Annotated in this window: 15 protein-coding genes; 5 read left to right on the forward strand and 10 right to left on the reverse strand. The window is 70.0% G+C overall.

The genetic code is table 11. The features are described from left to right. Window positions 1-75: 75 nt before the first annotated feature. From BY998_RS16490 to BY998_RS24440, 4 genes are all read right to left on the reverse strand, one after another. Window positions 76-3,381: an efflux RND transporter permease subunit gene (locus tag BY998_RS16490; protein ID WP_110352702.1), complete on the reverse strand. Its 3,306-nt coding sequence runs from the start codon at window positions 3,379-3,381 to the stop codon at window positions 76-78. After that, window positions 3,378-6,515: a multidrug efflux RND transporter permease subunit gene (locus tag BY998_RS16495; protein WP_110352703.1), complete on the reverse strand. Its 3,138-nt coding sequence runs from the start codon at window positions 6,513-6,515 to the stop codon at window positions 3,378-3,380. The genes BY998_RS16490 and BY998_RS16495 overlap by 4 nt, the downstream gene beginning before the upstream one ends. Before the next feature lie 13 nt (window positions 6,516-6,528). Continuing rightward, complete coding sequence (locus BY998_RS16500) at window positions 6,529-7,950, reverse strand: MdtA/MuxA family multidrug efflux RND transporter periplasmic adaptor subunit (protein ID WP_110352704.1); 1,422 nt, start codon at window positions 7,948-7,950, stop codon at window positions 6,529-6,531. A 170-nt stretch (window positions 7,951-8,120) separates the two neighbouring features. Continuing rightward, entirely contained in the window at window positions 8,121-8,294 is a 174-nt protein-coding gene (locus tag BY998_RS24440; RefSeq protein ID WP_181425542.1) for a hypothetical protein, read from the reverse strand. A gap of 427 nt (window positions 8,295-8,721) precedes the next feature. Between BY998_RS24440 and BY998_RS16515 the strand changes: the two genes are divergently transcribed. The 3 genes from BY998_RS16515 (at window position 8,722) to BY998_RS16525 (ending at window position 11,641) form a co-directional block, all read left to right on the forward strand. Then, complete coding sequence (locus tag BY998_RS16515) at window positions 8,722-9,882, forward strand: aminotransferase (protein ID WP_110352771.1); 1,161 nt, start codon at window positions 8,722-8,724, stop codon at window positions 9,880-9,882. Window positions 9,883-9,963: 81 nt separating this feature from the next. Beyond that, window positions 9,964-10,401 (forward strand): DUF4112 domain-containing protein, encoded by a 438-nt coding sequence (locus BY998_RS16520; RefSeq protein ID WP_110352772.1) that lies wholly within the window; start codon window positions 9,964-9,966, stop codon window positions 10,399-10,401. A 37-nt stretch (window positions 10,402-10,438) separates the two neighbouring features. After that, window positions 10,439-11,641 (forward strand): ABC transporter permease, encoded by a 1,203-nt coding sequence (locus BY998_RS16525; RefSeq protein WP_110352706.1) that lies wholly within the window; start codon window positions 10,439-10,441, stop codon window positions 11,639-11,641. Between the two features lie 101 nt (window positions 11,642-11,742). Here BY998_RS16525 and BY998_RS16530 read toward each other — a convergent pair whose 3' ends face one another. From BY998_RS16530 to gloB, 6 genes are all read right to left on the reverse strand, one after another. Further along, window positions 11,743-13,947 carry a glycoside hydrolase family 3 N-terminal domain-containing protein gene (locus BY998_RS16530; RefSeq protein WP_245421622.1) on the reverse strand — a complete coding sequence of 735 codons (2,205 nt, stop codon included), beginning with the start codon at window positions 13,945-13,947 and terminating at the stop codon, window positions 11,743-11,745. Window positions 13,948-14,090: 143 nt separating this feature from the next. Next, entirely contained in the window at window positions 14,091-15,275 is a 1,185-nt protein-coding gene (locus BY998_RS16535; RefSeq protein WP_110352708.1) for a GGDEF domain-containing protein, read from the reverse strand. A 182-nt stretch (window positions 15,276-15,457) separates the two neighbouring features. Then, window positions 15,458-16,447: a site-specific tyrosine recombinase XerD gene (locus BY998_RS16540; protein WP_110352709.1), complete on the reverse strand. Its 990-nt coding sequence runs from the start codon at window positions 16,445-16,447 to the stop codon at window positions 15,458-15,460. Continuing rightward, the gene (locus BY998_RS16545; RefSeq protein WP_110352710.1) at window positions 16,444-16,596 is read right to left on the reverse strand and encodes a histidine kinase; all 153 of its coding nucleotides are present in this window, start codon (window positions 16,594-16,596) and stop codon (window positions 16,444-16,446) included. Before BY998_RS16545 ends, BY998_RS16540 begins: the two co-directional genes overlap by 4 nt. 213 nt (window positions 16,597-16,809) lie before the next feature. Further along, the gene (locus BY998_RS16550; RefSeq protein ID WP_110352711.1) at window positions 16,810-18,426 is read right to left on the reverse strand and encodes a hypothetical protein; all 1,617 of its coding nucleotides are present in this window, start codon (window positions 18,424-18,426) and stop codon (window positions 16,810-16,812) included. A 245-nt stretch (window positions 18,427-18,671) separates the two neighbouring features. Beyond that, window positions 18,672-19,451, reverse strand: coding sequence for a hydroxyacylglutathione hydrolase (gene gloB / locus BY998_RS16555; protein WP_110352712.1), 780 nt, complete (start codon window positions 19,449-19,451; stop codon window positions 18,672-18,674). Window positions 19,452-19,647: 196 nt separating this feature from the next. On the opposite strand from gloB, the gene BY998_RS16560 reads away from it, so the two are divergent. Together BY998_RS16560 and BY998_RS16565 are read left to right on the forward strand one after the other, a co-directional pair. Next, window positions 19,648-20,382, forward strand: a complete 735-nt coding sequence (locus BY998_RS16560; RefSeq protein WP_110352713.1) for a class I SAM-dependent methyltransferase — start codon at window positions 19,648-19,650, stop codon at window positions 20,380-20,382. A gap of 39 nt (window positions 20,383-20,421) precedes the next feature. Further along, window positions 20,422-21,111, forward strand: a complete 690-nt coding sequence (locus BY998_RS16565; protein ID WP_110352714.1) for a MarC family protein — start codon at window positions 20,422-20,424, stop codon at window positions 21,109-21,111. The last annotated feature ends 35 nt before the right edge of the window (window positions 21,112-21,146 follow it).

Consider the following 21,146-nt stretch of genomic DNA (forward strand, 5'->3'; position numbering starts at 1 on the left):
CCTGCTCCGCAGGCCCCCTCCCCCGCAGAGGGGAGAGGGTTTTTGCACGTGTCAGGGATCACGAAACGAACATCCTCACTCGGCGGGCACCGCCGCCGCTCCGCCCCGGCGGCGCTTCGCCCAGAGCCGGAGACGGTCGAGATACAGGTAGACGACCGGTGTCGTGTAGAGGGTCAGGATCTGGCTGACGATCAGTCCCCCGACGATGGCGATGCCGAGCGGCCGCCGCAGCTCCGCCCCCTCGCCGCCCGCGACGATGAGCGGGGCCGCGCCGAGGATGGCGGCCAGCGTCGTCATCATGATCGGGCGGAAGCGCAGGATGCAGGCCTCGAAGATCGCCTCATGCGGCGTCATCCCCCGATGCCGCTCGGCATCGATGGCGAAGTCGATCATCAGGATGGCGTTCTTCTTCACGATGCCGATGAGGAGGAACACCGCGATCAGGGCGACGATGGTGAATTCGGTGCCGGTGGCGAGCAGGGCCACGATGGCGCCGATGCCGGCCGAGGGCAGAGTCGAGAGAATCGTCAGCGGGTGGATGTAGCTCTCGTAGAGGATGCCGAGCACGGCGTAGACCGCGAGCAGGGCGGCGAGGATGAGGAGCGGCTGGCGCGAGGCGGAGTCCTGGTAGCTCTTGGCCGCGCCGGCGAACTCGCCGTGGATCGTCTGCGGCAATTGCAGGTCGAGCATGGTCTGGTCGATCACGGCCGTGGCCTCGCCCAGGCTCTTGCCCGGCACGAGGTTGAAGGAAATCGTGGTGGCCACGAACAGGCCCTGGTGCGAGACCTGGACCGGGGCGTTGCCGGTCTCGAAGCGGGCGAAGGCCGAGAGCGGGACCATGGTCTCGCGGGCGCTCGACACCGGCGCGCTCGACGAGGCACTGCCCCGGCTCGCGGCGATGGCGTTCGCGGCGGCGTTGCGCGCCGAGTCGGCGGCGAGCGTCGCGGCCGTGTCGGTGGTGGAGGTCGAGGCGGTCGATTCGGTGGTGGTGCCGCCGCCCTCGACCGTGCCGGCCACTGCGTTGGTCGTGGCCGAGCCTCGCGCCCGGCCGCCCGTGGTCGAGACGTAGATCGTCTTCAGAACCTCCGGGTTCTGGAGGTATCGCGGCGCGATCTCCATCACCACGTGGTACTGGTTGAGTGGGTTGTAGATCGTCGAGACCTGACGCTGGCCGAAGGCATCGTAGAGGGTGTTGTCGATCTGGTCGGGCGTGATGCCGTAGCGGAAGGCCGTCGGCCGGTCGATCACGAGGCGGCTCTCCAGCCCGCCCTCCTGCTGGTCGGAAGTCACGTCGGCGAAGATGTCGGTGCGCTTCTGCAGCGCCTGGAGCAGCTTCGGCGAGGCGGCGTAGAGTTCCTCCGCCGTGTCGCCCTGCAGCGTGTACTGGTACTGGGCGAAGCTCTGCCGGCCGCCCATGCGCAGATCCTGGCGGGGGAAGAGAAACAGGCGCGCGCCCGCCACCTGGGCGAGCTTGGGCCGCAGCCGGTTCATCACCTTCTCGATGGAATCGCGCTGGCCCAGGGGTTTGAGCCCGACGAAGACGTTGGCCGAGTTGGTGCCGCGCCCGCCGGTGAAGCCGACGATGCTCTCCACCGCCGGATCCGCCTGCACGATGGCGCTCGCCCGCTCCAACTTCTCCTTCATCGACTGGAACGAGATGCGCTGGTCGGCCTGGATGCCGCCCATGAGCTGGCCGGTATCCTGATCGGGGAAGAAGCCCTTCGGCACGATGATGTAGCCGTAGACGGTCAGCCCGATCGCGATGAAGACGCTGAGCGCGGTCAGGCGGCGATGGTGGAGCGCGATGCGCAGGGTCCGCTCGTAGCCCCGCAACAGCGCGTCGAAGCCGCCCTCCAGCCCCCGCAGCAGGATGTTGGGGCGCTTGGCCCCATGCCTCTGCGCCTCCGGCTTCAGCAGCAGCGCGCACATCATCGGCGTGGTGGTGAGCGAGAGCACGAGCGAGACGAGGATCGCCATCGACAGCGTGACCGCGAATTCCTGGAACAGGCGGCCGACGATGCCGCCCATGAGCAGGATCGGCAGGAACACGGCGATGAGCGACAGGCTCATCGAGACCACGGTGAAGCCCACCTCGCGGGCGCCGGTCAGCGCCGCCTCGACCCGCGGCATGCCGGCCTCGATGTGGCGCTGGATGTTCTCCAGCACGACGATGGCGTCGTCCACGACGAAGCCGGTCGCGATGATCAGGGCCATCAGCGAGAGGATGTCGAGGGAGTAGCCGAGCAGCCACATCGCCGCGAAGGTGCCGACGATCGAGATCGGCACGGCCACCGCCGGGATCAGCGTGGCCCGCCACGAGCGCAGGAAGATGAAGGTGACGAAGATCACGAGGCCGATGGCGATGACCAGCGTCTCCTCGGTACTCGCCAGCGAGGCGCGGATCGTGGCCGAGCGGTCGCCGGAGATGTTGAGGTCGATGTCGCCCGGCAGCGCCGCCTTGACCTGCGGGATCGCCGCGCGCACCCGCTCCACCGTTTCGACGACGTTCGAGCCCGGCTGCTTGTAGATGAACAGGATCACGCCCGGCTTGCCGTCGACCAGGCCGAGATTGCGCTTGTCCTCCACCGAGTCGACCACCTCGCCGACATCGGCCAGCCGCACGGCGGCGCCGTTGCGGTAGGCCACGACGATGTCGCGGTAGTCGGAGGCCTGCCGGCCCTGGTCGTTGGCGTAGAGCTGGTAGCGGCGGTCCCCTGCCACGATGTCGCCCTTGGGCGAGTTGGCGTTGGCCGAGGCCAGGCCTGCGCGGATGCCCTCCAGGCCGATGCCGTAGTGGAACAGGGCGGTCGGATCGAGCTCGACCCGCACCGCCGGCAGCGACGAGCCGCCGATATCGACGTTGCCGACGCCCTCGATCTGGCTCATCCGCTGCTGCACGATGGTCGCGGCGGAATCGTAGAGCTGACCGGGCGTCAGGGTGCCGGAGGTCAGCCCCAGGATCAGGATCGGCGAATCGGCCGGGTTGAACTTGCGATAGGTCGGGTTGGTGCGCAGCGAGGTCGGCAGGTCGGCGCGCGCGGCGTTGATCGCCGCCTGCACGTCGCGGGCGGCGCCGTCGATGTCGCGGTTGAGGCCGAACAGCAGGACGATCCGCACGGTGCCGGTCGAACTCGTCGAGGTCATCTCGTTGACGTCGGCGATGGCCCCGAGCCGCCGCTCCAGCGGCGCGGCCACGGTGGTGGCCATGGTCTCGGGCGAGGCGCCGGCCATCTGCGCCTGGACGAGGATGACCGGGAAATCGACCTGCGGCAGCGGCGCCACCGGCAGGCGCACGTAGGCGAACATGCCGGCCAAGAGCAGGCCGATGGTCAGCAGCGTCGTCGCAACCGGGCGGCGGATGAAGGGTTCGGAGAGGTTCAAGGCACCGCCCCGCCCGGCGCCAGCCCGTCCCGCTCCCGCCGCCGCATGATCCGGCGCTCCAGCCGGTCGAAGGCGAGGTAGATGACGGGGGTCGTGAACAGCGTCAGAACCTGGCTGACGATGAGGCCGCCGGCGATGACGATGCCGAGCGGCTGGCGCAGCTCCGAGCCGACGCCGGAGCCGACGATCATCGGCACCGCCGCGAACAGGGCGGCGAGCGTCGTCATCAGGATCGGGCGGAAACGCAGCAGGCAGGCTTCGTAGATCGCGTCGCGGGGCGTCTTGCCCTCCTCGCGCTCCGCCTGGAGCGCGAAGTCGATCATCATGATCGCGTTCTTCTTCACGATGCCGATCAGGAGCACGATGCCGATGATCGCGATGATGTCGAGCGAGAGCCCGAACCACATCAGCCCGAGCAGCGCGCCGATGCCGGCGGACGGCAGGGTCGAGAGGATGGTGATGGGGTGGATGAAGCTCTCGTAGAGCACGCCGAGCACGATGTAGACGGTGATGATCGCGGCGCAGACGAGGAACAGCTCGTTGGAGAGCGCCGTCTGGAACGCGATGACCGAGCCCTGCGGCACCACGTTGAAGCTCGCCGGCAGGTCGATCGCCTTGCGCGCGGCGTCGAGCGCATCCACCGCCTGGCCCAGGGCGACACCCGGGGCGAGGTTGAACGAGACGGTGGTGGCCGGGAACTGGCCGAGATGGCCGATCAGCAGGGGCGCGCGGCGCTCCTCGATTTTCGCCACCGCCGAGAGCGGCACCTGCCCCGAGGGCGCGGTGGAGGACGGCAGGTAGAGGTTTTCGAGGGAGGCCAGCGAGGTGTGCAGCTTCGGGTTCGCCTCGAGGATGACCCGGTACTGGCTCGACTGGGTGAAGATGGTCGAGACGATGCGCTGGCCGAAGGCGTCGTAGAGCACGTTGTCGATCGTGGCCGGCGTGATGCCGTAGCGGCCCGCCGTGGCGCGGTCGATGGTGACGTAGGCGGCCAGTCCGTTGCCCTGGTAATCGCTGGTGACGTCGGCGAGCAGCGGCGAGCGGCGCAGGGCATCGACGTAGCGCGGCACCCAGGTTTCGAAGTCGCCGAGATTCGGGTTCTCCAGGATCACCTGGTACTGCGTGGCGGAGACGGCCGTGTCGATCGTCAGATCCTGCACCGGCTGCATGTAGAGCCGCACGCCGGATACCGTGGCGGTCGCCGCGTTGAGGCGGCGGATGATCGTGCTCGCATCCGCGCCGCGGGCCTCGCGGGGCTTCAGGTTGATGAGGAAGCGGCCGGAATTGAGCGTGACGTTCTGCCCGTCCACGCCGATGAACGAGGACAGGCTCGCCACGTCCGGGTCCTTCAGCACCACGTCGGCCAGCGCCTGCTGGCGCTCCGCCATGGCCTCGTAGGAGACGCTCTGGTCGGCCTGGGAAATGCCCTGGATCACGCCCGTGTCCTGCACGGGGAAGAAGCCCTTGGGGATCACCACGAACAGCCAGGCGGTGAGCGCGACGGTGCCGAGCGTCACCAGCAGCGTCAGGCCTTGATGGGCGAGCACGACCCGCAGCGCCCGGCCGTAGAGCGCGATGACGCCGTCGTTGAGCCGACGGCCGGCACGGGCAATCGGGCCCTCGCGGCGGGTGGCGGGTGTGTCGGCGCCGTGGGCGACGGGCTTCAGAAGCCGCGCGCACATCATCGGAACGAGCGTCAGCGAGACCACAGCCGAGATGACGATGGTGGCCGAGAGCGTGATCGCGAACTCGCGAAACAACCGTCCCACCACGTCGGCCATGAAGAGCAGCGGGATCAGCACCGCGATCAGCGAAACGGTGAGCGAGATGATGGTGAAGCCGATCTCGCGGGAGCCCTTCAGCGCCGCCTCGAACGGGTCGTCCCCCTCTTCGACGTGGCGGGCGATGTTCTCGATGACGACGATGGCGTCGTCCACCACGAAGCCGGTGGCGATGGTGAGCGCCATCAGCGAGAGGTTGTCGAGGGAGAAGCCCCAGGCATCCATGGCCGCGAGCGCGCCGATCAGCGAGAGCGGCACCGACAGGCTCGGGATCAGCGTCGCGGAAAAACTGCGCAGGAACAGGAAGATCACCATCACGACGAGCGCGATGGCAAGCATCAGCTCGAACTGCACGTCGTGCACCGAGGCGCGGATCGTCGTCGTGCGATCGGTCAGCGTGGCGATCGAGACGGAGGCGGGCATCGTCGCTTCGAGCTGCGGCAGCAACCGCTTGATGCGGTCCACCGTATCGATGACGTTGGCGCCGGGCTGGCGCTGGATGTTGAGGATGACCGCGGGGGTCCGGTCGGCCCAGGCGCCGAGCCGGGTGTTCTCAGGGCCTTCCACCACCTCGGCCACGTCGGTCAGGCGCACGGGCGCGCCGTTGCGGTAGGCGATGATGGCGCTGGCATAGACCGCCGGGTCGCGGACCTGATCGTTGGCGTTGATGGCGTAGGACTGGGTCGGGCCGTCGATGTTGCCCTTGGGCGTGTTGACGTTGAGGTTGGCGATCGTGGTGCGCAGGTCGTCGATGTTGAGGCCGTAGGCGGCCATGGCCATGGAGTTGAAGCGCACCCGCACCGCCAGCCGCTGGCCGCCGCCCATGCTGACGAGGCCGACGCCCGCGATCTGGCTGATTTTCTGCGCCAACCGCGTTTCGGCCAGATCCCGGACCTGCGTGAGGGGCATCGTGGCGGAGGTCAGCGCCAGCGTCAGCACCGGTGCGTCGGCCGGGTTGACCTTGGCGTAGATCGGCGGCGCCGGCAGGTCGGTCGGCAGCAGGTTGCCCGCCGCGTTGATCGCCGCCTGGACCGACTGCTCGGCGATGTCGAGGGGGATGTCGAGGTTGAATTGAAGGGTGATGACCGAGGCCCCCGCCGAGCTCTGCGAGGACATCTGGTTGAGATTGGTCATCTGGCCGAACTGCCGCTCCAGCGGAGCGGTCACGGCCGAGGTCATCACCTCCGGGCTGGCGCCCGGGTAGAAGGTCTGCACCTGGATCGTCGGGTAATCGACGGCGGGCAGCGCCGAGACCGGCAGGTTCAGGTAGGAGACCGCGCCGACGATCAGGATCGCCAGCATCGACAGCGTGGTCGCGACGGGCCGCAGGATGAAGATGCGGGACGGGTTCATGGCTTCGACCCGCCTACTGCGCCGGTCGCCGGCGTCCCCGACGTTCCTGGCCGCCCTGTTCGGCGCCCGCCTCGGCCGGCGGACCGGCCGCGGGCGCGCCTCCCGCGGATGCGTTTGCAGCCGGCGTCCCCGGGAGCGTCGAACCGGGCGCGCCGGCCGCCGGACCCGCGGCTTGAGGACCGGCCGTGTGCCCGACGACCCGCACCTGCGCGCCCTCGCGCAGGCGGTCGGTTCCGTCGGTGACGACGCGGTCGCCGGCCGTGAGGCCCGACAGCACCACCGTGTTCACGCCGTCGGTCTCGCCGGTCTTGATCGGCCGCACGGTGACCTTCTCGTCGCCGTCCATCAGGTAGACGTAGGTGCCCGGCGTGCCGCGCAGGATGGCGCCGTTGGGCACGAGCGGCGCGTTCTCGATGGTCTCGACCGTGAGACGCGCGTTGACGAACTGGTTCGGGAACAGCGTCTCGTCGCCGTTCTCGAACATCGCCCGCAGCTTCACGGTGCCGGTTGTGGTGTCGATCTGGTTGTCGACGGTGTCGAGCCGGCCGGTGGCGATCTCGTGCTGGTCGCTGCGGTCGTAGGCGCGCACGGTGAGCGTGGCGCCCGCGCGCACCCGGCGCATCACCCGCGCCACGTCGTCCTCGGGCAGGGTGAACACCACCGAGATCGGCCGCAGCTGCGTCACGACCACGATGTTGGTCGAGCCGGCGGTGATGTAGTTGCCGAGATCGACCTGACGCAGGCCCACACGCCCCTCGATCGGCGAGACGATCCGGGCATAGGTGAGGTTGAGCTTCTGCTGATCGACCAGCGCCTGGTCAGCCGCCACCGTGCCCTCGTTCTGCTTCACCAGGGCGGCCTGGGTGTCGACGTTCTGCTTGGAGATCGAATCCTGGCGGTTCAGCGTCTGGTAGCGCTGGAGATCAAGCTTCGAGTTCTGCAGCAGCGCCTGATCGCGGGCAAGCTGGCCCTGATACTGCGCGAGCAGGGCCTCGTAGGGACGCGGGTCGATCTGGGCGAGGAAGTCGCCCTCCTTCACCATCTGGCCCTCGCGGAAACCGATCTTCGTGAGGTAGCCGCTGATCTGCGAGCGGATCGAGACGGTGGCGAGCGGCGTCACCGTTCCGAGCCCCTGGAGCACCACCGGCATGTTGCCGGTGGTGACCGGCGCGACGCCGACCGCCTGCTTCATGTCGGCCGGGCGTCCGCCGCGGCCCGGACCGCCATGGCCCGGCGCGCGGGCGGTCTCCTCGGCGGGCTTCTGCCTCGCGTCGTAGGTGCGGTGCGCGACCGCGCCGGCCCCGCCCAGGATCAGGAGCGCGAGCATCCAGCGGCCCAACCGGCGGCGCCGACGGACCGGCACCGAGGCCGGCACGGGATCGGCGACCCTGTATTCCCGGGCCGTCTCCCTACGTATCGGCGAACTCTCGTTCATCCCTCACACTCGTCGACAGAAGTCCGAGCCCGAAACGCGGGCCCGCTCGTGGGGAGCCCCATGGCTCCGTTCCCAACTTGGCGGTGAAGCGATCCCAGCCGACGCGCGCGCGGACGGAGGCCGGGCCGAAGCGGAGCCGGCCGCGAGGCTGACCGGGCAATACGGTGTTCCTAGGGCGACGACGTTTCCGGCGTATTGCTGGATCCCGCCGCGCCCTGCGGCTGATAGAGGCGGATCACCTCGCGAAACGAGGCATCCACCGCCGTCACCGGCAGCGCGAGACGCAGGCCCAGCCCGGAGACGCCGCAGCCGAGCGCGAGGAGCAGACAGGTTCCCAGACGCATGTTCCGCCGATTCCGAGCCCGTTCGCCGCGCTGGTCGCGATCGGACATGAAAAAGGCCGCCGAGTCGAGCGGCGGCCTTTTTCATTCTGCGACCGGACCGGCCAGCCACACTCGCGAGACGAGGGGGCGAAGTCCCTCAAGTGCGGCGGCCGGTCCGACCGTGGTCAGAACATGCGCTTACGACTGATGATCGTCAACATTCGTCACCCCCAACTCCGCCCGCAAATCCCGGCTTTCCTGCTCGTCACGCAAGCTCATGTGCGTGAGCGCACCTTACAGGAAGCCTTCGCCGAGAGCCCTGGCAAGTTTCTGCAAGACGCCTCTTGCCTGAGGCCATGACGATGCCATGCAGCGCCAAGTTCTTGTGGCAGCTCCCGTCTTGCACCGGAGCCTCGACGCCGCGCGACCGGCGGGCAAAGACAACTTCATGGATCGTTTCGCGCACCCCGTCTTCGCCGACCTTCCGGAAACCGTGTTCGAGACGATGTCGCGCCTGGCCCGACAGCACGGCGCCATCAATCTCGGACAGGGATTTGCCGACGGCCAGGGACCGGACGACGTACGGGCCGCCGCCGCGCGGGCGCTGGAGAGCGTCAGCAACCAGTATCCGCCGATGATGGGGCTGCCCTCCCTGCGCACGGCGGTCGCCGCGCATTACCGGGCGCACCAGGGCCTCGATCTCGATCCCGAGCGGGAGGTGATGGTCACATCGGGCGCGACCGAGGCCCTGGCCGGCGCGCTGATGGCGCTGATCCGGCCCGGCGACGAGGTCGTGCTGTTCGAGCCGATGTACGACGCCTACCTGCCGCTGGTGCGCCGCGCAGGCGGCGTGCCGCGCTTCGTCACGCTCAAGCCGCCGCATTTCCGGATCGAGGAGGCGGCCCTGGCCGAGGCCTTCTCCGAGCGCACCCGGCTCGTCCTCCTGAACAACCCGCTCAACCCGAGCGCGACCGTCTTCCCCGAGGCGGACCTTGCGCTGGTGGCCGCCTTCTGCCGCCGCCACGACGCGGTCGCGGTCTGCGACGAGGTCTGGGAGCACGTGATCTTCGATCGCAGGCGCCACGTGCCCCTGATGGCCCTGCCGGGGATGCGCGAGCGCACGGTGAAGATCAGCTCGGCCGGCAAAATCTTCAGCCTCACCGGCTGGAAGGTCGGCTTCGTCATGGCGGCCGAGCCCCTCATGCGCGTGCTCTCGCGGGCGCATCAGTTCCTGACCTTCACCACGCCGCCCAACCTTCAGGAGGCCGTCGCCTACGGTCTGGCCAAGGACGACGCTTTCTTCGAGGCCATGCGAGACGGCCTCGGCCGCTCCCGCGACCGGCTCGCGCGCGGTCTGTCCGACCTCGGGTTCACGGTGCTGCCGAGCGCGGGCACCTACTTCCTCAGCATCGACATCGCCGGGTTCGGCGAGGGCGACACCGCCTTCTGCGAGCGCATGGTGCGGGAGCACGGCGTGGCGGGCATTCCCGTCAGCGCCTTCTACGAGCGGGGAGACGTGACGAACCTCGTCCGGCTCTGCTTTGCCAAGAACGACGCCACGCTCGACGCGGCGATCGAGCGCCTCGCCGGCCTCGTGCGCGCGGGGTAGCGCGCGGCCGGTCGTTCCTTGTGGAACGCGAAAGGCGGGGCCACATCCCGTCCCATGAGCACGCCCGCCGACACACACCGCATGGCCTTTCGCGAGTCCGAGGGCGCGGCACAGATCCGCCGCTTCACGGATACCGGCACGGAGGCGAGCCTTCAGCGCCTGGAGCAGCTCGCCCACCTGATGGACTCGGCCTTCCTCCTGCCGGGCATCAACCGCCGCGTCGGCCTCGACGCGGTGATCGGTCTCGTCCCCATCATCGGCGACATCGCGGGCATGGCGATCGCCTCGTACATCGTCTACGAGGCCAAGCGGCTCGGCGCGCCGCGCTGGCTGGTCTGGCGCATGATGGCCAACGTCGCCCTCGACGGCGCCGTCGGCTCGGTGCCGCTGGCCGGCGACCTGCTCGACGCCGCCTTCAAGGCGAACCGTCGCAACGTGCGCCTGCTGCGCCGCCATCTGGAGCGCAAGGGCAACTTGCGGCCGAGCGAGATCGAGGGCACCGCAGTCCGGCTCGACTGAGCCGTGCATCGGCCGCCCGAGCGGGAGGGTTGAGCCGATGAACGAGCACCTGCGACCCGAACTCGACGCGGTGCCCGTCACCGCGCCGGGCAACGCGCCGCAGATGCAGGTCCTGCCGACCGCCGCCCGCCGCGGCCTCTCGCCGCTGAACCGGCGGCGGCTCGCGAACTTCCGGGCCAACCGGCGGGGCTACTGGTCGGCGGTGATCTTCGCCACCCTGTTCGTGCTGAGCCTGTTTGCCGAACTCATCGCCAACGATCGCCCGATCGTGATGCAGTACAAGGGCGAGTGGCTGTTTCCCGTCCTGATCGACTACCCGGACGAGAAGTTCGGCGGTTTCCTGGCGCGGACCGATTACCGCGATCCGCTGACACGCCAGGAGATCGAGTCGAACGGCTGGGTGCTCTGGCCGCCGATCCCCTACGCCGACAACACCTTCATGCGGGACCTGCCGACCGCGGCCCCCTCCCCGCCGACCTGGATGCTGGACGACGCGCAGTGCCGCCCGGTCGCCGAGCGGGCCGGCGTCAAGGCGGAGGGGCGCGAACTCGGCTGCCGCGACATCGAGTGGCACTGGCTCGGCACCGACAACGCGACCCGGGACGTGCTGGCCCGCATCATCTACGGCTTCCGAATCTCGGTCCTGTTCGGCCTCGTGCTCGCCGCCCTCTCCTCGGTCATCGGCGTGATCGCCGGGGCGGTGCAGGGCTATTTCGGCGGCTGGACCGACCTGATCTTCCAGCGGGTCATCGAGATCTGGGGCGCGATCCCGACGCTCTACCTCATCATCATCATGTCGGCCTTCCTCGTGCCGAGCTTCTTCACCCTGCTCGGCATCCTGATCCTGTTCTCGTGGACGGCGCTGGTCGGCGTCGTGCGCGCGGAATTCCTGCGCGCGCGCAATTTCGAATATGTGCGCGCCGCCCGCGCCCTCGGCCTGTCCAACATCCGCATCATGACCCGCCACCTCCTGCCCAACGCCATGGTGGCGACGCTGACCTTCCTGCCGTTCATCCTGAACGGCTCGATCACGACGCTGACCTCTCTCGACTATCTCGGCTTCGGCCTGCCCCCGGGCTCGCCCTCGCTCGGCGAACTGCTGGCGCAGGGAAAGGACAACATCAATGCGCCCTGGCTCGGGCTGACCGGCTTCGCCGTGGTGGCCCTGATGCTGAGCCTGCTCGTCTTCGCGGGCGAGGCGGTGCGGGACGCGTTCGATCCGAGGAAGACCTTCGGGTAGGGGGCCGGAGCATCATCCCGAAAGACGGCCTCCGGCTTTCGGGATGATGCAGACTCGGATGCCGGGATCCTCGTCCTGGATCCGGGATCCAGGGCGAGGCTCTAGCGCCGTGCCTCGTCGCTGCCCGGCGGCCCGCGCCAGCCGGTCTCGACCGTGAAGCCGGCGCTTCGCGTGCCGACGGAATCGCCGCCGACATGGGCGAGGTAGGCGCCGGCCTCGACCACGAGGGTGCCGTCCGGCTCGTGGTAGCCGAGGTCGCGCGCCGGGACGCGGAAGGTGGCGATTCCGGTCTCGCCCGAGGCGAGGTCGAGCAGGGCGACCCCCTTGAGCAGGCGCCTCGGGCGGCTGCGGGCGGCCACCGGTTGGCTCACGTAGAGCTGGACCACCGCCCGCCCCGCCCGCGTGCCGTGATTGGTCACGGGCGCGCGGACCTCCAAGACAGCCTCGAAGCGGTCGCCCACGCCGAGGCGCGGGGTCGCGATCTCCGGCTCGCCGTAGGCGAAGCGGGTGTAGGACAGGCCGTGGCCGAACGGGAACAGCGGCAGCGGCGACGCGTCGGCGTAGCCCATGGTCCAGCGCGTGCCCGGAAGATGCGGGCGTCCGCCCGGCAGGGCGTCGTAGGTGAGCGGCATCTGCCCGACGGTGCGCGGCCAGGAGACCGGCAGCTTTCCCGACGGGTTGGCATCGCCGAACAGCGTCTCGGCGATCGCCGGCCCGCCCTCCGTGCCGGGAAGCCAAGCCATTAGCACGGCCTGCGCCCGATCCAGCGCCGGGCCGAGTTCGGTCGGCCGCCCGCCGAAGACGACGAGCGCCACGGGCGTGCCGGCCTGCGAGACCGCCGCGAGCAGTTCCTGCTGCAGGCCGGGCCAGGACAGGAAGGCGCTCGACGAGCCCTCCCCCGAACGATCGCGGGGCTCGCCCATCACCGCCACGACGAGGTCGGCCCTGCGCGCCGCCTCGACCGCGGCGGGAAAGCCGTCGCTGCCGTCGCAGACCCGCCCGCAGCCGGGCGCGAACGCGATCTCGACCCCGGATGCGGCACCCCGCGCGCGCAGGCCCGCGAGGACGCTCGTCGCGTCCCATTCCTGCCCGGCGCCCTCGTGCGGCCCGACCTGATCCCAGGCGGAATCGGCGAACGGCCCGACCACGGCGATGCGCCGCACGCGGGCGGGATCGATCGGCAGCACGTCGCCTCGGTTCTGGAGCAGCACGAGGCTCGCGCGCGCCGCGGCGCGGGCCAGATCGCGGGTCTCGGGACGCAGCAACCGGCCCTCGGCGCCCGCCGGATCGAGGACGGGGCGGTCGAACAGGCCGAGCCCGAACTTCAGCCGCAGCACCCGGCCCACCGCCGCGTCGAGAGCGGTCTCGGGGATGCGCCCGGCCCGCACCTCCTCGGGCAGGTGGCGCAGGAACAGGCCGCTGGTCATGTCCATGTCGACACCCGCGAGCAGCGCCTTACGCGCGGCCTCCGCATCGTCGCGGGCGACGCCGTGCTTCACGAGGCCGGCCACCGCCTGCCAATCCGCCACGACGAGGCCGGAAAAGCCCATCTGCCGCCGCAGCAGGCCGGTCATCAGGCTCGCATCGGCGGTGGCGGGCACACCGTTCAGCGCAGTCAGCGCCGTCATGACCGCGTCGGCGCCCGCCCGGATGCCGTCGCGGAAGGGCGGCAGGTGCAGGTCGTGCATCTCGGTCGGGGCCACGAAGGTGGCGTCGTAGTCGCGCCCACCGAGCACCGCGCCGTAGCCGACGAAGTGCTTGAGCGTGCTCGCGAGCCCGCCGTCGCGAAATCCCTCGACCTGCGCCGCGGCGAGGCGTCCGGTCAGCCACGGGTCCTCGCCCAGTCCCTCGACCACGCGGCCCCAGCGCAGGTCGCGGGCCACGTCCGCCATCGGCGCGAAGGTCCAGTTGATGCCCACCGCCGCCGACTCGCGGCCCTGGGCGGCGGCGGCGCGGCGCAGCAGGCCGGCATCGAAGCTCGCCGCCATGGCCAGCGGCAGCGGGAAGACGGTGCGGTAGCCGTGAACGATGTCGAGGCCGACGAGCAGCGGGATGCCGAGACGCGAGGCTCGGGCGAGGCGGTCGGCCTGGGCGGCGAGCCCGGCATTGTTGAAGTTGATGACAGCCCCGACCTCGCCCCGGCGGATGCTGTCGAGGTCGAGGATCGGCTCGTGCGAGATCAGGTTGAGCTGGCCGGCCTTCTCCTCCAGCGTCATGCGGGAGATGAGCGCCTCGATCCGGCCCTCGACGGGTTCCGCTGCGGCGGCCCCCGCGGCGAGGGCGCCGGCCGCGAGCGCTCGGACCATCCCCGACACCAGCCGTCGCATCGCACCCGCCCCCGCTCGGGACGGTCCTCTCCGCCCTCGATTGCCGGCGAGGACCATGCCTGAAACGAAGCGGGGCCGTCGACCGTCCCCGCGCCCCGCGTTCGGCGCTTCGTGTGGACGGCTCAGCGCGCGCTCGCCCGTCCCTGGCGTCCGCTCTGGCGCAGCGGCACCTCGAAGCCGTCGTCGCACATCACGCGGTCGCGCCCGGCATCCTTGGCCCGGTAGAGCGCCTCGTCGGCCCGGCGGAGCAGGTAGTCGAGGCTGCCGCCGATCTGGCTCTCGGCCGCCGTGCCGACGCTGACCCGTAGCCTGAGATCGGGATAGTCGGGATGGGTGAAGCCCGCCACGGCGGAGCGGACCTGCTCGGCGATGCGGGCCGCCGCCCGTCCGTCGTGCCGCGGCAGCAGGCAGGCGAATTCCTCGCCGCCCATCCGCCCGAACACCGCGCCGGGTGGAAGGAGCGGCACCGTGACGTGGCAGAAGGCGGAGAGCACGGCGTCGCCGACATTGTGGCCGTAGCGGTCGTTGATCGCCTTGAAGTGATCGAGATCGAACAGGAGCAGGGCCGCCGGACCGTGGGCGAGGTGCCGCTCGGCCTGGTCGACCAGGGCGCGCCGGTTGGCGATGCCGGTCAGGGAATCGGTCTCGGCGGCGAGGCGCTGCTCACGCTCCGCCCGCTCCTTGGTCAGTGCCATGAACACGAAGGCGATGGCCACCGAGAACAGCGTGCCGGCAAAGCACAGGATGGCGAACCAGGGCGAGCTCATCGAGACGGAGCTGGGCAGCGGCACCGTGAGCGCCAGCGGAATCCGGATCCAGTAGAGGCCGGCATAGATCGCGAGCAGCGCCAGTGCAGGGTAGCGGGAGACCAGCGGCTCGTCGCGCCCGCGCCAGATGGTCCCGGCGCCGAGGGCGCAATAGATCCCGGCGATGGTCGAGGCGAGGATGACGCGCGCCACGATCGACGCGAAGAAGGGCGGCACGAGGCAGGCCGCGAGCCAGACCAGCCCGCCGGCCGCAGCCCAACCGAGCAGCGGCGGACGGCGCTCGAAGGCGCGCACCCCACTCCAGATCAAGCCGTAGCTCGCGATCATCAGCGCGTTGGCGACACCGATCGACAGTTCGTCCGAAATCTGGCCGCGCAGGGCCAGCATCAGCGAGGCGATCCCGCCGATCAGATGGGCGACGCCCCAGATCGCCAGGGCGCGCTCCCGGCGGGTCTGGCTCCACGACAGCAGGAACAGAACGCCCACGGTGACGATGATGGCGACCGTCATCATGAAGAGCGTGGGCAGGTCGAGGCGCATGACGATCCTGGATCGGAGGGCTCAAGAGATCGCGCCGTCTCCTCCGCACCGGATCCCGCTCAAATCGAACCGGGACACGACTTGCATGCGAAAGGCAATGGTCGGCATTCGAATGCAAAACGAATAAAATTGCGTTTCCCGATCCGCCGATAAAGCGGTCGGCGATACCGTTCGGACGGCTTCTATAGTTGCCTTTCACCCTCCGCAATCACGTCCTGCTGATCGTTCAGCGGGTGCAGGTCGCGCACCATGCCCTTCAGCCGCTCGTCGAGGACGTGGGTGTAGATCTGGGTCGTCGAGATGTCGGCATGGCCGAGCAATTCCTGCACGATGCGCAGATCCGCGCCGTTCTGGAGGAGATGGCTCGCGAAGGCGTGACGCAGGACGTGCGGGCTGACCCGGTCGGCGCGCAGGCCCGCGGCGGCAGCGACCGCCTTCAGGTCGCGGGCGAAGACCTGCCGGCTGAGATGGCCGCTCTCGCTCTCGGCGGGGAACAGCCAGGGGCCGTCGGCGGGCAGATGGCCGGCATGGGCGCGCATCGCGTCGCGGGCGAGGTCGGTGAGCGGCACGAGGCGCTCGCGCCCGCCCTTGCCCTTGACCACGAGGTAGCGTTCGCGCGTGGCCGCGGCCGAGCGCGGCAGGGCGACGAGTTCGGAGACGCGCAGGCCCGTGGCGTAGAGCAGTTCGAGCAGGCACAGCATCCGCGCGGCGACGCGAGCCTCGGCCCGGTTCTCGCCCGCGGCCTCGGCCCGCTCCCGGGCAACGGCGAGCAGGCGGTCGACCTCGGCCACGGACAGGATCTTCGGCAGGCCCTTGGCCCGGCGCGGGGCGGCGACCGGTGCGGTCGGATCGGTGTCCGAAAACCCTTCCGCGTAGAGGAAGCGGTGGAAGCCGCGGATACAGGACAGCCGCCGGGCCGCCGAGGACGCCTTCAGGCCGCGCGGCTCCAGGGAGGCGATGTAGGCCCGCACCTGCTCGGCCTCCGCCTCCAGCGGATCGACGCCCTGCCGGGCGAGGTCGCCGAGATAGTCGTCGAGATCGCGCCGGTAGGCCGCCAGCGTGTTGGCGGCCGCGCCGCGCTCCGCGGCGAGCATGTCGAGGAAGGCCTGCGCCGGATCCTCCGCCGGACCGGATGGGGGCACGGGCGGGACCGGAGACCCGCCCCCGCTCATCGGCCGCCCGGCTGGAGCTTCGAGTTGGGAATGTTGACGCTCATCTCCCGGGGCGTCGGCTCGACGAAGGTCGCCAGGGCGAACATCCCGGCGAAGACGAGGCCCGCGAGGATCGCGATCGTGGCAAGGAAGCGGAAGAGGGTGGGCAAGGGAACCGGCCTTTCGCCGAGATACGCGGACGAGCGGGTCGTGTTGCGATGCGCAAACCGTGGGCCTCGATCCCATGGCACCGGCCCGAAGGCAAGGTCCGCCGGAGCACAGGCGCCCATGGAAATGGCGCGACGGGTCGGCCGCACCCCATCCATGCGCCGGCTGAGTCGCTTCCGCGAGGCCTCGGTGTCTCCGGCGTGGCCGGTTTCGCCTCAGCGCTGTTCCTTGCGCCAGATGTCGAGGAACGCCTGGGCCTTGGTCGTCAGGGCCATGCGCTCGTCCGAGAGGGCATCGACGAAGGCGGCGAGGCGCCGCGACTTCACGACCGTGTAGGTGGTGAGCAGCAGCACGCCAACGAATACGACGATGACGGCGACGAGCTTTTCGAGATGGGTCGCGTGCGCGAAGTCGAGCACGTTCATCCCCAGCACCGTCGCCGTGATCGCGCCCACCATGAAGCAGATCGTCACCACGGTGAGTTTGAGGAAGAAGCGCGACTGGCGCCGTAGCGACTCGCTGTCGAGATAGGCCGACATGGCGCCCAGGGATTGCCGGACATCCTCGTAGAGACGTTCCGTGCCGAGCTGGGTCGTGAGCAGCGCGAAGATCTCGCTGGCCTGCGTCTGGTTCGAGGCCTGATGGAACCAGTAGCGGTGGTTGAAGCGCAGGAAGCTCTCCATCGACAGGCGCATGTCCTGCGCGAAGCGGCCCACGCTCCGGCGATCGGTGATGTCGAGGGCGTTCACCGCGACCGCCAGCCGGTCGGCCATCATCAGAAGCGCGGCCTTGTGAAAGCGCGCCATGAGAAACAGCTGGAAGTAGCGGTGCCGGAACTCGCCGAGCAGCCCGCGCTCGGGGTCGATCGCGGCCGTCGACGTCCCCGTCACCATGGTCAGACCCCAGCCGCTGCAGGTCAGCCGCATGCCCGAGGCCACGCCGCGCCCCGGATCGAAGAACCGGTCGTGGCAGTATTCCTCCTCGAAACGCGCGAGGTAGGCGTCGGAATAGGGCAGCTCCTCGGACGGGTCGGGACCGGTGTTGAGGCCGAGACGGACGTAGTCGGTGCGCGTGATCTGCGACGGATCGCGGGTCGCGAAGAAGCCCATGCCTGGAATCCGGTAATCCTCGAGATGCCGGTAGCGGAGCGCCCCGGGGACCTTCGAGTGATGCGGGACGATCGGCGCGACCAGGAAGTCCCAGTGGGCCGCCACCCGCGCCGAGCGGTTGCGGCACATGGCGGCGAGGTAGTGTTCGCAATTTTCGAAGTCGGAAGCCGCAAGGACCTCGCCGCCGGAACCGAGCCACTCCATGCGCCGCGGGCAATGGAGCGCCCGCCCCTGCTCGTCCCAGCCGGACGGGTAGGTGCGGCCGATGCGGAACATGAGATCCTGCGCGCCGGCGAGCGGTAGCCCCTCCGCCGCCAGCTCGACGTAGAGCAGCGCGATGTCCAGGTCGTGGAAGAAGTAGAGGTCGATGTGCACGACATCGAGGTCGATCGGCGGCCCGTCCTCGTCGAGCGTGACGCGGGCGGACGTCACGTCCTCGCGGCGGACGATGTGGATCGGCGACTCGCCGTAGCCCCGGCCGGCCTCGCGCTCATAGGCCTCGCCGTAGAGGAAGTGCTGGACGTGCGGGAGGAAGGCGACGAATTCCCGGTAGTGGCGCTCCTGGAATCGACCGCGCTCGTGGGCGAACCGGTCATCGAGGTTCCGCCAGGGCGGCCCGAGCTTCTGCCAGTGACAGGCCATCGGCTCGCGGCCGGTCGGGACCAGTTGCAGCGGCCAGAGCAGGATGTGACGGAAATGCTCCACGATGGTGTCCGACGACATCCGCAGCCTCGTCCCGTCTCAAGAATCGGCCTGCCTGTTCGGCACCTCCCGGTTTTTATGATTCGCGCGTCGCGCCGAAGACAGTCGTTCGCATCGCCGCCGGTGACATAAGCGGATGTGTGATCGTCCCGCGCTGGCCGGACCGCGGTTCCAGGCCTGGAACCGCACGATCGGGCCGCGCCGCCCCTCGTCGCGACGCGTTCCCGGAGCCGAAGCGGATGCCGCCTCGGCCCGGGACGCGACCCCTAGAACCGGTTCTTCCAGGCCCGCAGCGCGGTGAACACCGCCGCCGGATCGCTTCCCGGCTCGAGCCCGGCGGCCCGGGCGAGGGCCGGCTCGCCCACACGCAGGAAGGGGTTGGTCGCCTTCTCCTCACCGATAGTCGAGGGGATCAGGAAACCGCCCTGCTCGGCGAGGCGCTCGGCCTGCGCCACGCGGTCCTTGAGATTTCTGTTGTCCGGCTCGGCGGCCAGCGCGAAGCGGCCGTTGGAGAGCACGTAATCGTGGCCGCTATAGACGGCGGTGGCGTCGGGCAGGTCGAGGAAGCGCCTCAGCGAGCGCCACAGCACCTGCGGCTCGGCCTCCATCACGCGTCCGCAGCCGAGGGTGAACAGCGTATCGCCGGCAAAGACCACCTCGGCCTGCGCGAAGTGGTAGGTCACGTGGTCGGCGCAGTGGCCCGGCGTCTCCCAGACCTTGGCGACGAGGTCGCCGACCGTCACGGTGTCGCCCTCCGCGACGGTGCGCTTGGCGCCCGGGACCGCCTCGCGGGCCTTCTCCGGCGCCGTCACCCGCGCGCCCGTGCGCTCCACCACCTCGGGGATGCCCTCGATATGGTCGGCGTGGCGGTGGGTCACGAGGATGTCCGTGAGCTGCCAGCCCTCGGCCTCCAGGGTGGCGAGGACGGGCGCGGCCTCCGGCACGTCGATCGCCGCGCAGGCGCCGCTCGCCGGATCGCGGATCAGCACGCCGATATTGTCGCTCCGGCACAGGAAGGTACGGATCTCGGGTTTGACGCTCGCCATCGATGAGCCTTTCGCGAAGAATGCGGCCCGCCCGGCTCGGCGGGAACGATACGACATCTAGGACGACAGCCGTCGGAATGCGCGTCGGCGCGAACGCCCTCTCCGCTGGAAACGCTTGCCGGACGCGCCCGCGATCCCCATTGATGCGGAAATCTGCCTCGCGGAGGACTTTTGAGCCGTGCCGGCACCCCATCCGATGCGCCTCGACGTCACGGACCTGCGGGCGTTCTACGCCAGCCCGCTCGGCATCGTCACGCACCGCGTCGTCGGCCGGGCGATCCACGGCTTCCTCGGCTCCGTCTCGGGCCTAAGGGTGCTCGGGCTCGGCTTCGTCACGCCCTATCTCGGACCCGTTCACGTCATCGCCGAGCGCACGCTGGCCTTCATGCCGGCGACGCAGGGCGTGGTGAACTGGCCCGCCAGCGGGCGCTCGGTCACGGCCCTGGCCGACCTCACCATGCTGCCCCTGCCGGAGGCGGCGGTCGACCGGGTCGTGCTCGTCCACGGGCTCGAAGCCGTCGAGAGCCCGAGCGAACTGCTCTCGGAGGTGTGGCGCGTGCTGACGCCGGGCGGGCGGCTCGTGCTCGTGGTGCCCAACCGCACCGGCGTCTGGGCGCGGCGGGACGCGACGCCCTTCGGGCACGGCCAGCCCTACAGCCGCTCGCAGCTTTCCCGGCTGATGCGCGACACGCTGTTCTCGCCGGAGGGCTGGGCGGAGACGCTCTACATGCCGCCGATCCGCAGCCGCTTCTGGCTCGGCACCGCGTCGGCCTGGGAGCGGTTCGGCACCGGGCTCGCCATGCCGTTTGCCGGCCTGCACGTGGTGGACGCGACCAAGCAGCTCTACCGGCCGGTCGCGGTGCGGCAGGTGCGCCGCGTGCCGAGCCGGGCGCCCGCCCGGGTGCTGGTGCCGGCCGGTCAGCCGGGCTAAAGCCGCCTCGCCTCCCAGACACTGCCGAGCCGCGCCCGCATGCTGGCATCCATCGGATTCGAGACCGTCCTGACGAGCTTCCTGCTCGCGCTGTCCAGCCTGTTCTCGATCGTGAACCCGGTCGGGTCGGCGCTGATGTTCGCGCAGATCACCGCCGACCGCTCGCATGCCGAGCGGGCCGAGCTGGCGCGGCGGATCGGCTTCTATGCCGCCCTCGTCATGCTCGCCGCCCTGTGGGCCGGCGCCCCGATCCTCAACTTCTTCGGCGTCTCGCTGGCGGCCCTTCGCATCGCCGGCGGCCTGTTCGTGGCCGCCTTCGCCTGGACCCTGCTCAACGCGCCCGAGGCGCGGGAGGCCCGCAAGCACGCCGAGGCCGAGCCGGAAGCCGGCGACAATCTCGCCGAGGTCGCGTTCTTCCCCCTTACCCTGCCCTTCACCACCGGTCCGGGTACCATCGCCGTCGCCATCGCGCTGGGCGCCAACCGCCCCTCCGAGCCGGGCGACCTCGCCGGCTTCTTCCTCGGTGCTTCCCTGGCGGCGATGGCCATCGCCGGCCTGATCCGCCTCGCCTACGGCTCGGCGGACCGGGTCGTGACCTTGATCGGACCGGTACGGGCACGGGTGCTCGGGCGCCTCTCAGCCTTCCTTCTGCTGTGCGTCGGCACGCAGATCACCGTCAGCGGCGTGTCGGACGTGCTCGGACCGCTGATCGCCTCGCAGCGGGCCTGACGGCCATGCGCGGGGCGCTCCACCGGCGGCCGAAT

This window comes from Methylobacterium sp. B4 (genome assembly GCF_003201865.1).
Lineage (GTDB): Bacteria > Pseudomonadota > Alphaproteobacteria > Rhizobiales > Beijerinckiaceae > Methylobacterium.

Bases quoted from the DNA above. Each gene is read 5' to 3' on its own strand.
- BY998_RS16565 (WP_110352714.1), top strand. From the start codon at position 20,422: ATGCTGGCATCCATCGGATTCGAGACCGTCCTGACGAGCTTCCTGCTC.
- BY998_RS16560 (WP_110352713.1), top strand. From the start codon at position 19,648: ATGCGCCTCGACGTCACGGACCTGCGGGCGTTCTACGCCAGCCCGCTC.
- gloB (WP_110352712.1), bottom strand. From the start codon at position 19,451: ATGGCGAGCGTCAAACCCGAGATCCGTACCTTCCTGTGCCGGAGCGAC.
- BY998_RS16500 (WP_110352704.1), bottom strand. From the start codon at position 7,950: ATGAACGAGAGTTCGCCGATACGTAGGGAGACGGCCCGGGAATACAGG.
- BY998_RS16540 (WP_110352709.1), bottom strand. From the start codon at position 16,447: ATGAGCGGGGGCGGGTCTCCGGTCCCGCCCGTGCCCCCATCCGGTCCG.
- BY998_RS24440 (WP_181425542.1), bottom strand. From the start codon at position 8,294: ATGCGTCTGGGAACCTGTCTGCTCCTCGCGCTCGGCTGCGGCGTCTCC.
- BY998_RS16525 (WP_110352706.1), top strand. From the start codon at position 10,439: ATGAACGAGCACCTGCGACCCGAACTCGACGCGGTGCCCGTCACCGCG.
- BY998_RS16530 (WP_245421622.1), bottom strand. From the start codon at position 13,947: ATGGTCCGAGCGCTCGCGGCCGGCGCCCTCGCCGCGGGGGCCGCCGCA.
- BY998_RS16520 (WP_110352772.1), top strand. From the start codon at position 9,964: ATGGCCTTTCGCGAGTCCGAGGGCGCGGCACAGATCCGCCGCTTCACG.
- BY998_RS16535 (WP_110352708.1), bottom strand. From the start codon at position 15,275: ATGCGCCTCGACCTGCCCACGCTCTTCATGATGACGGTCGCCATCATC.
- BY998_RS16550 (WP_110352711.1), bottom strand. From the start codon at position 18,426: ATGTCGTCGGACACCATCGTGGAGCATTTCCGTCACATCCTGCTCTGG.
- BY998_RS16515 (WP_110352771.1), top strand. From the start codon at position 8,722: ATGGATCGTTTCGCGCACCCCGTCTTCGCCGACCTTCCGGAAACCGTG.
- BY998_RS16495 (WP_110352703.1), bottom strand. From the start codon at position 6,515: ATGAACCCGTCCCGCATCTTCATCCTGCGGCCCGTCGCGACCACGCTG.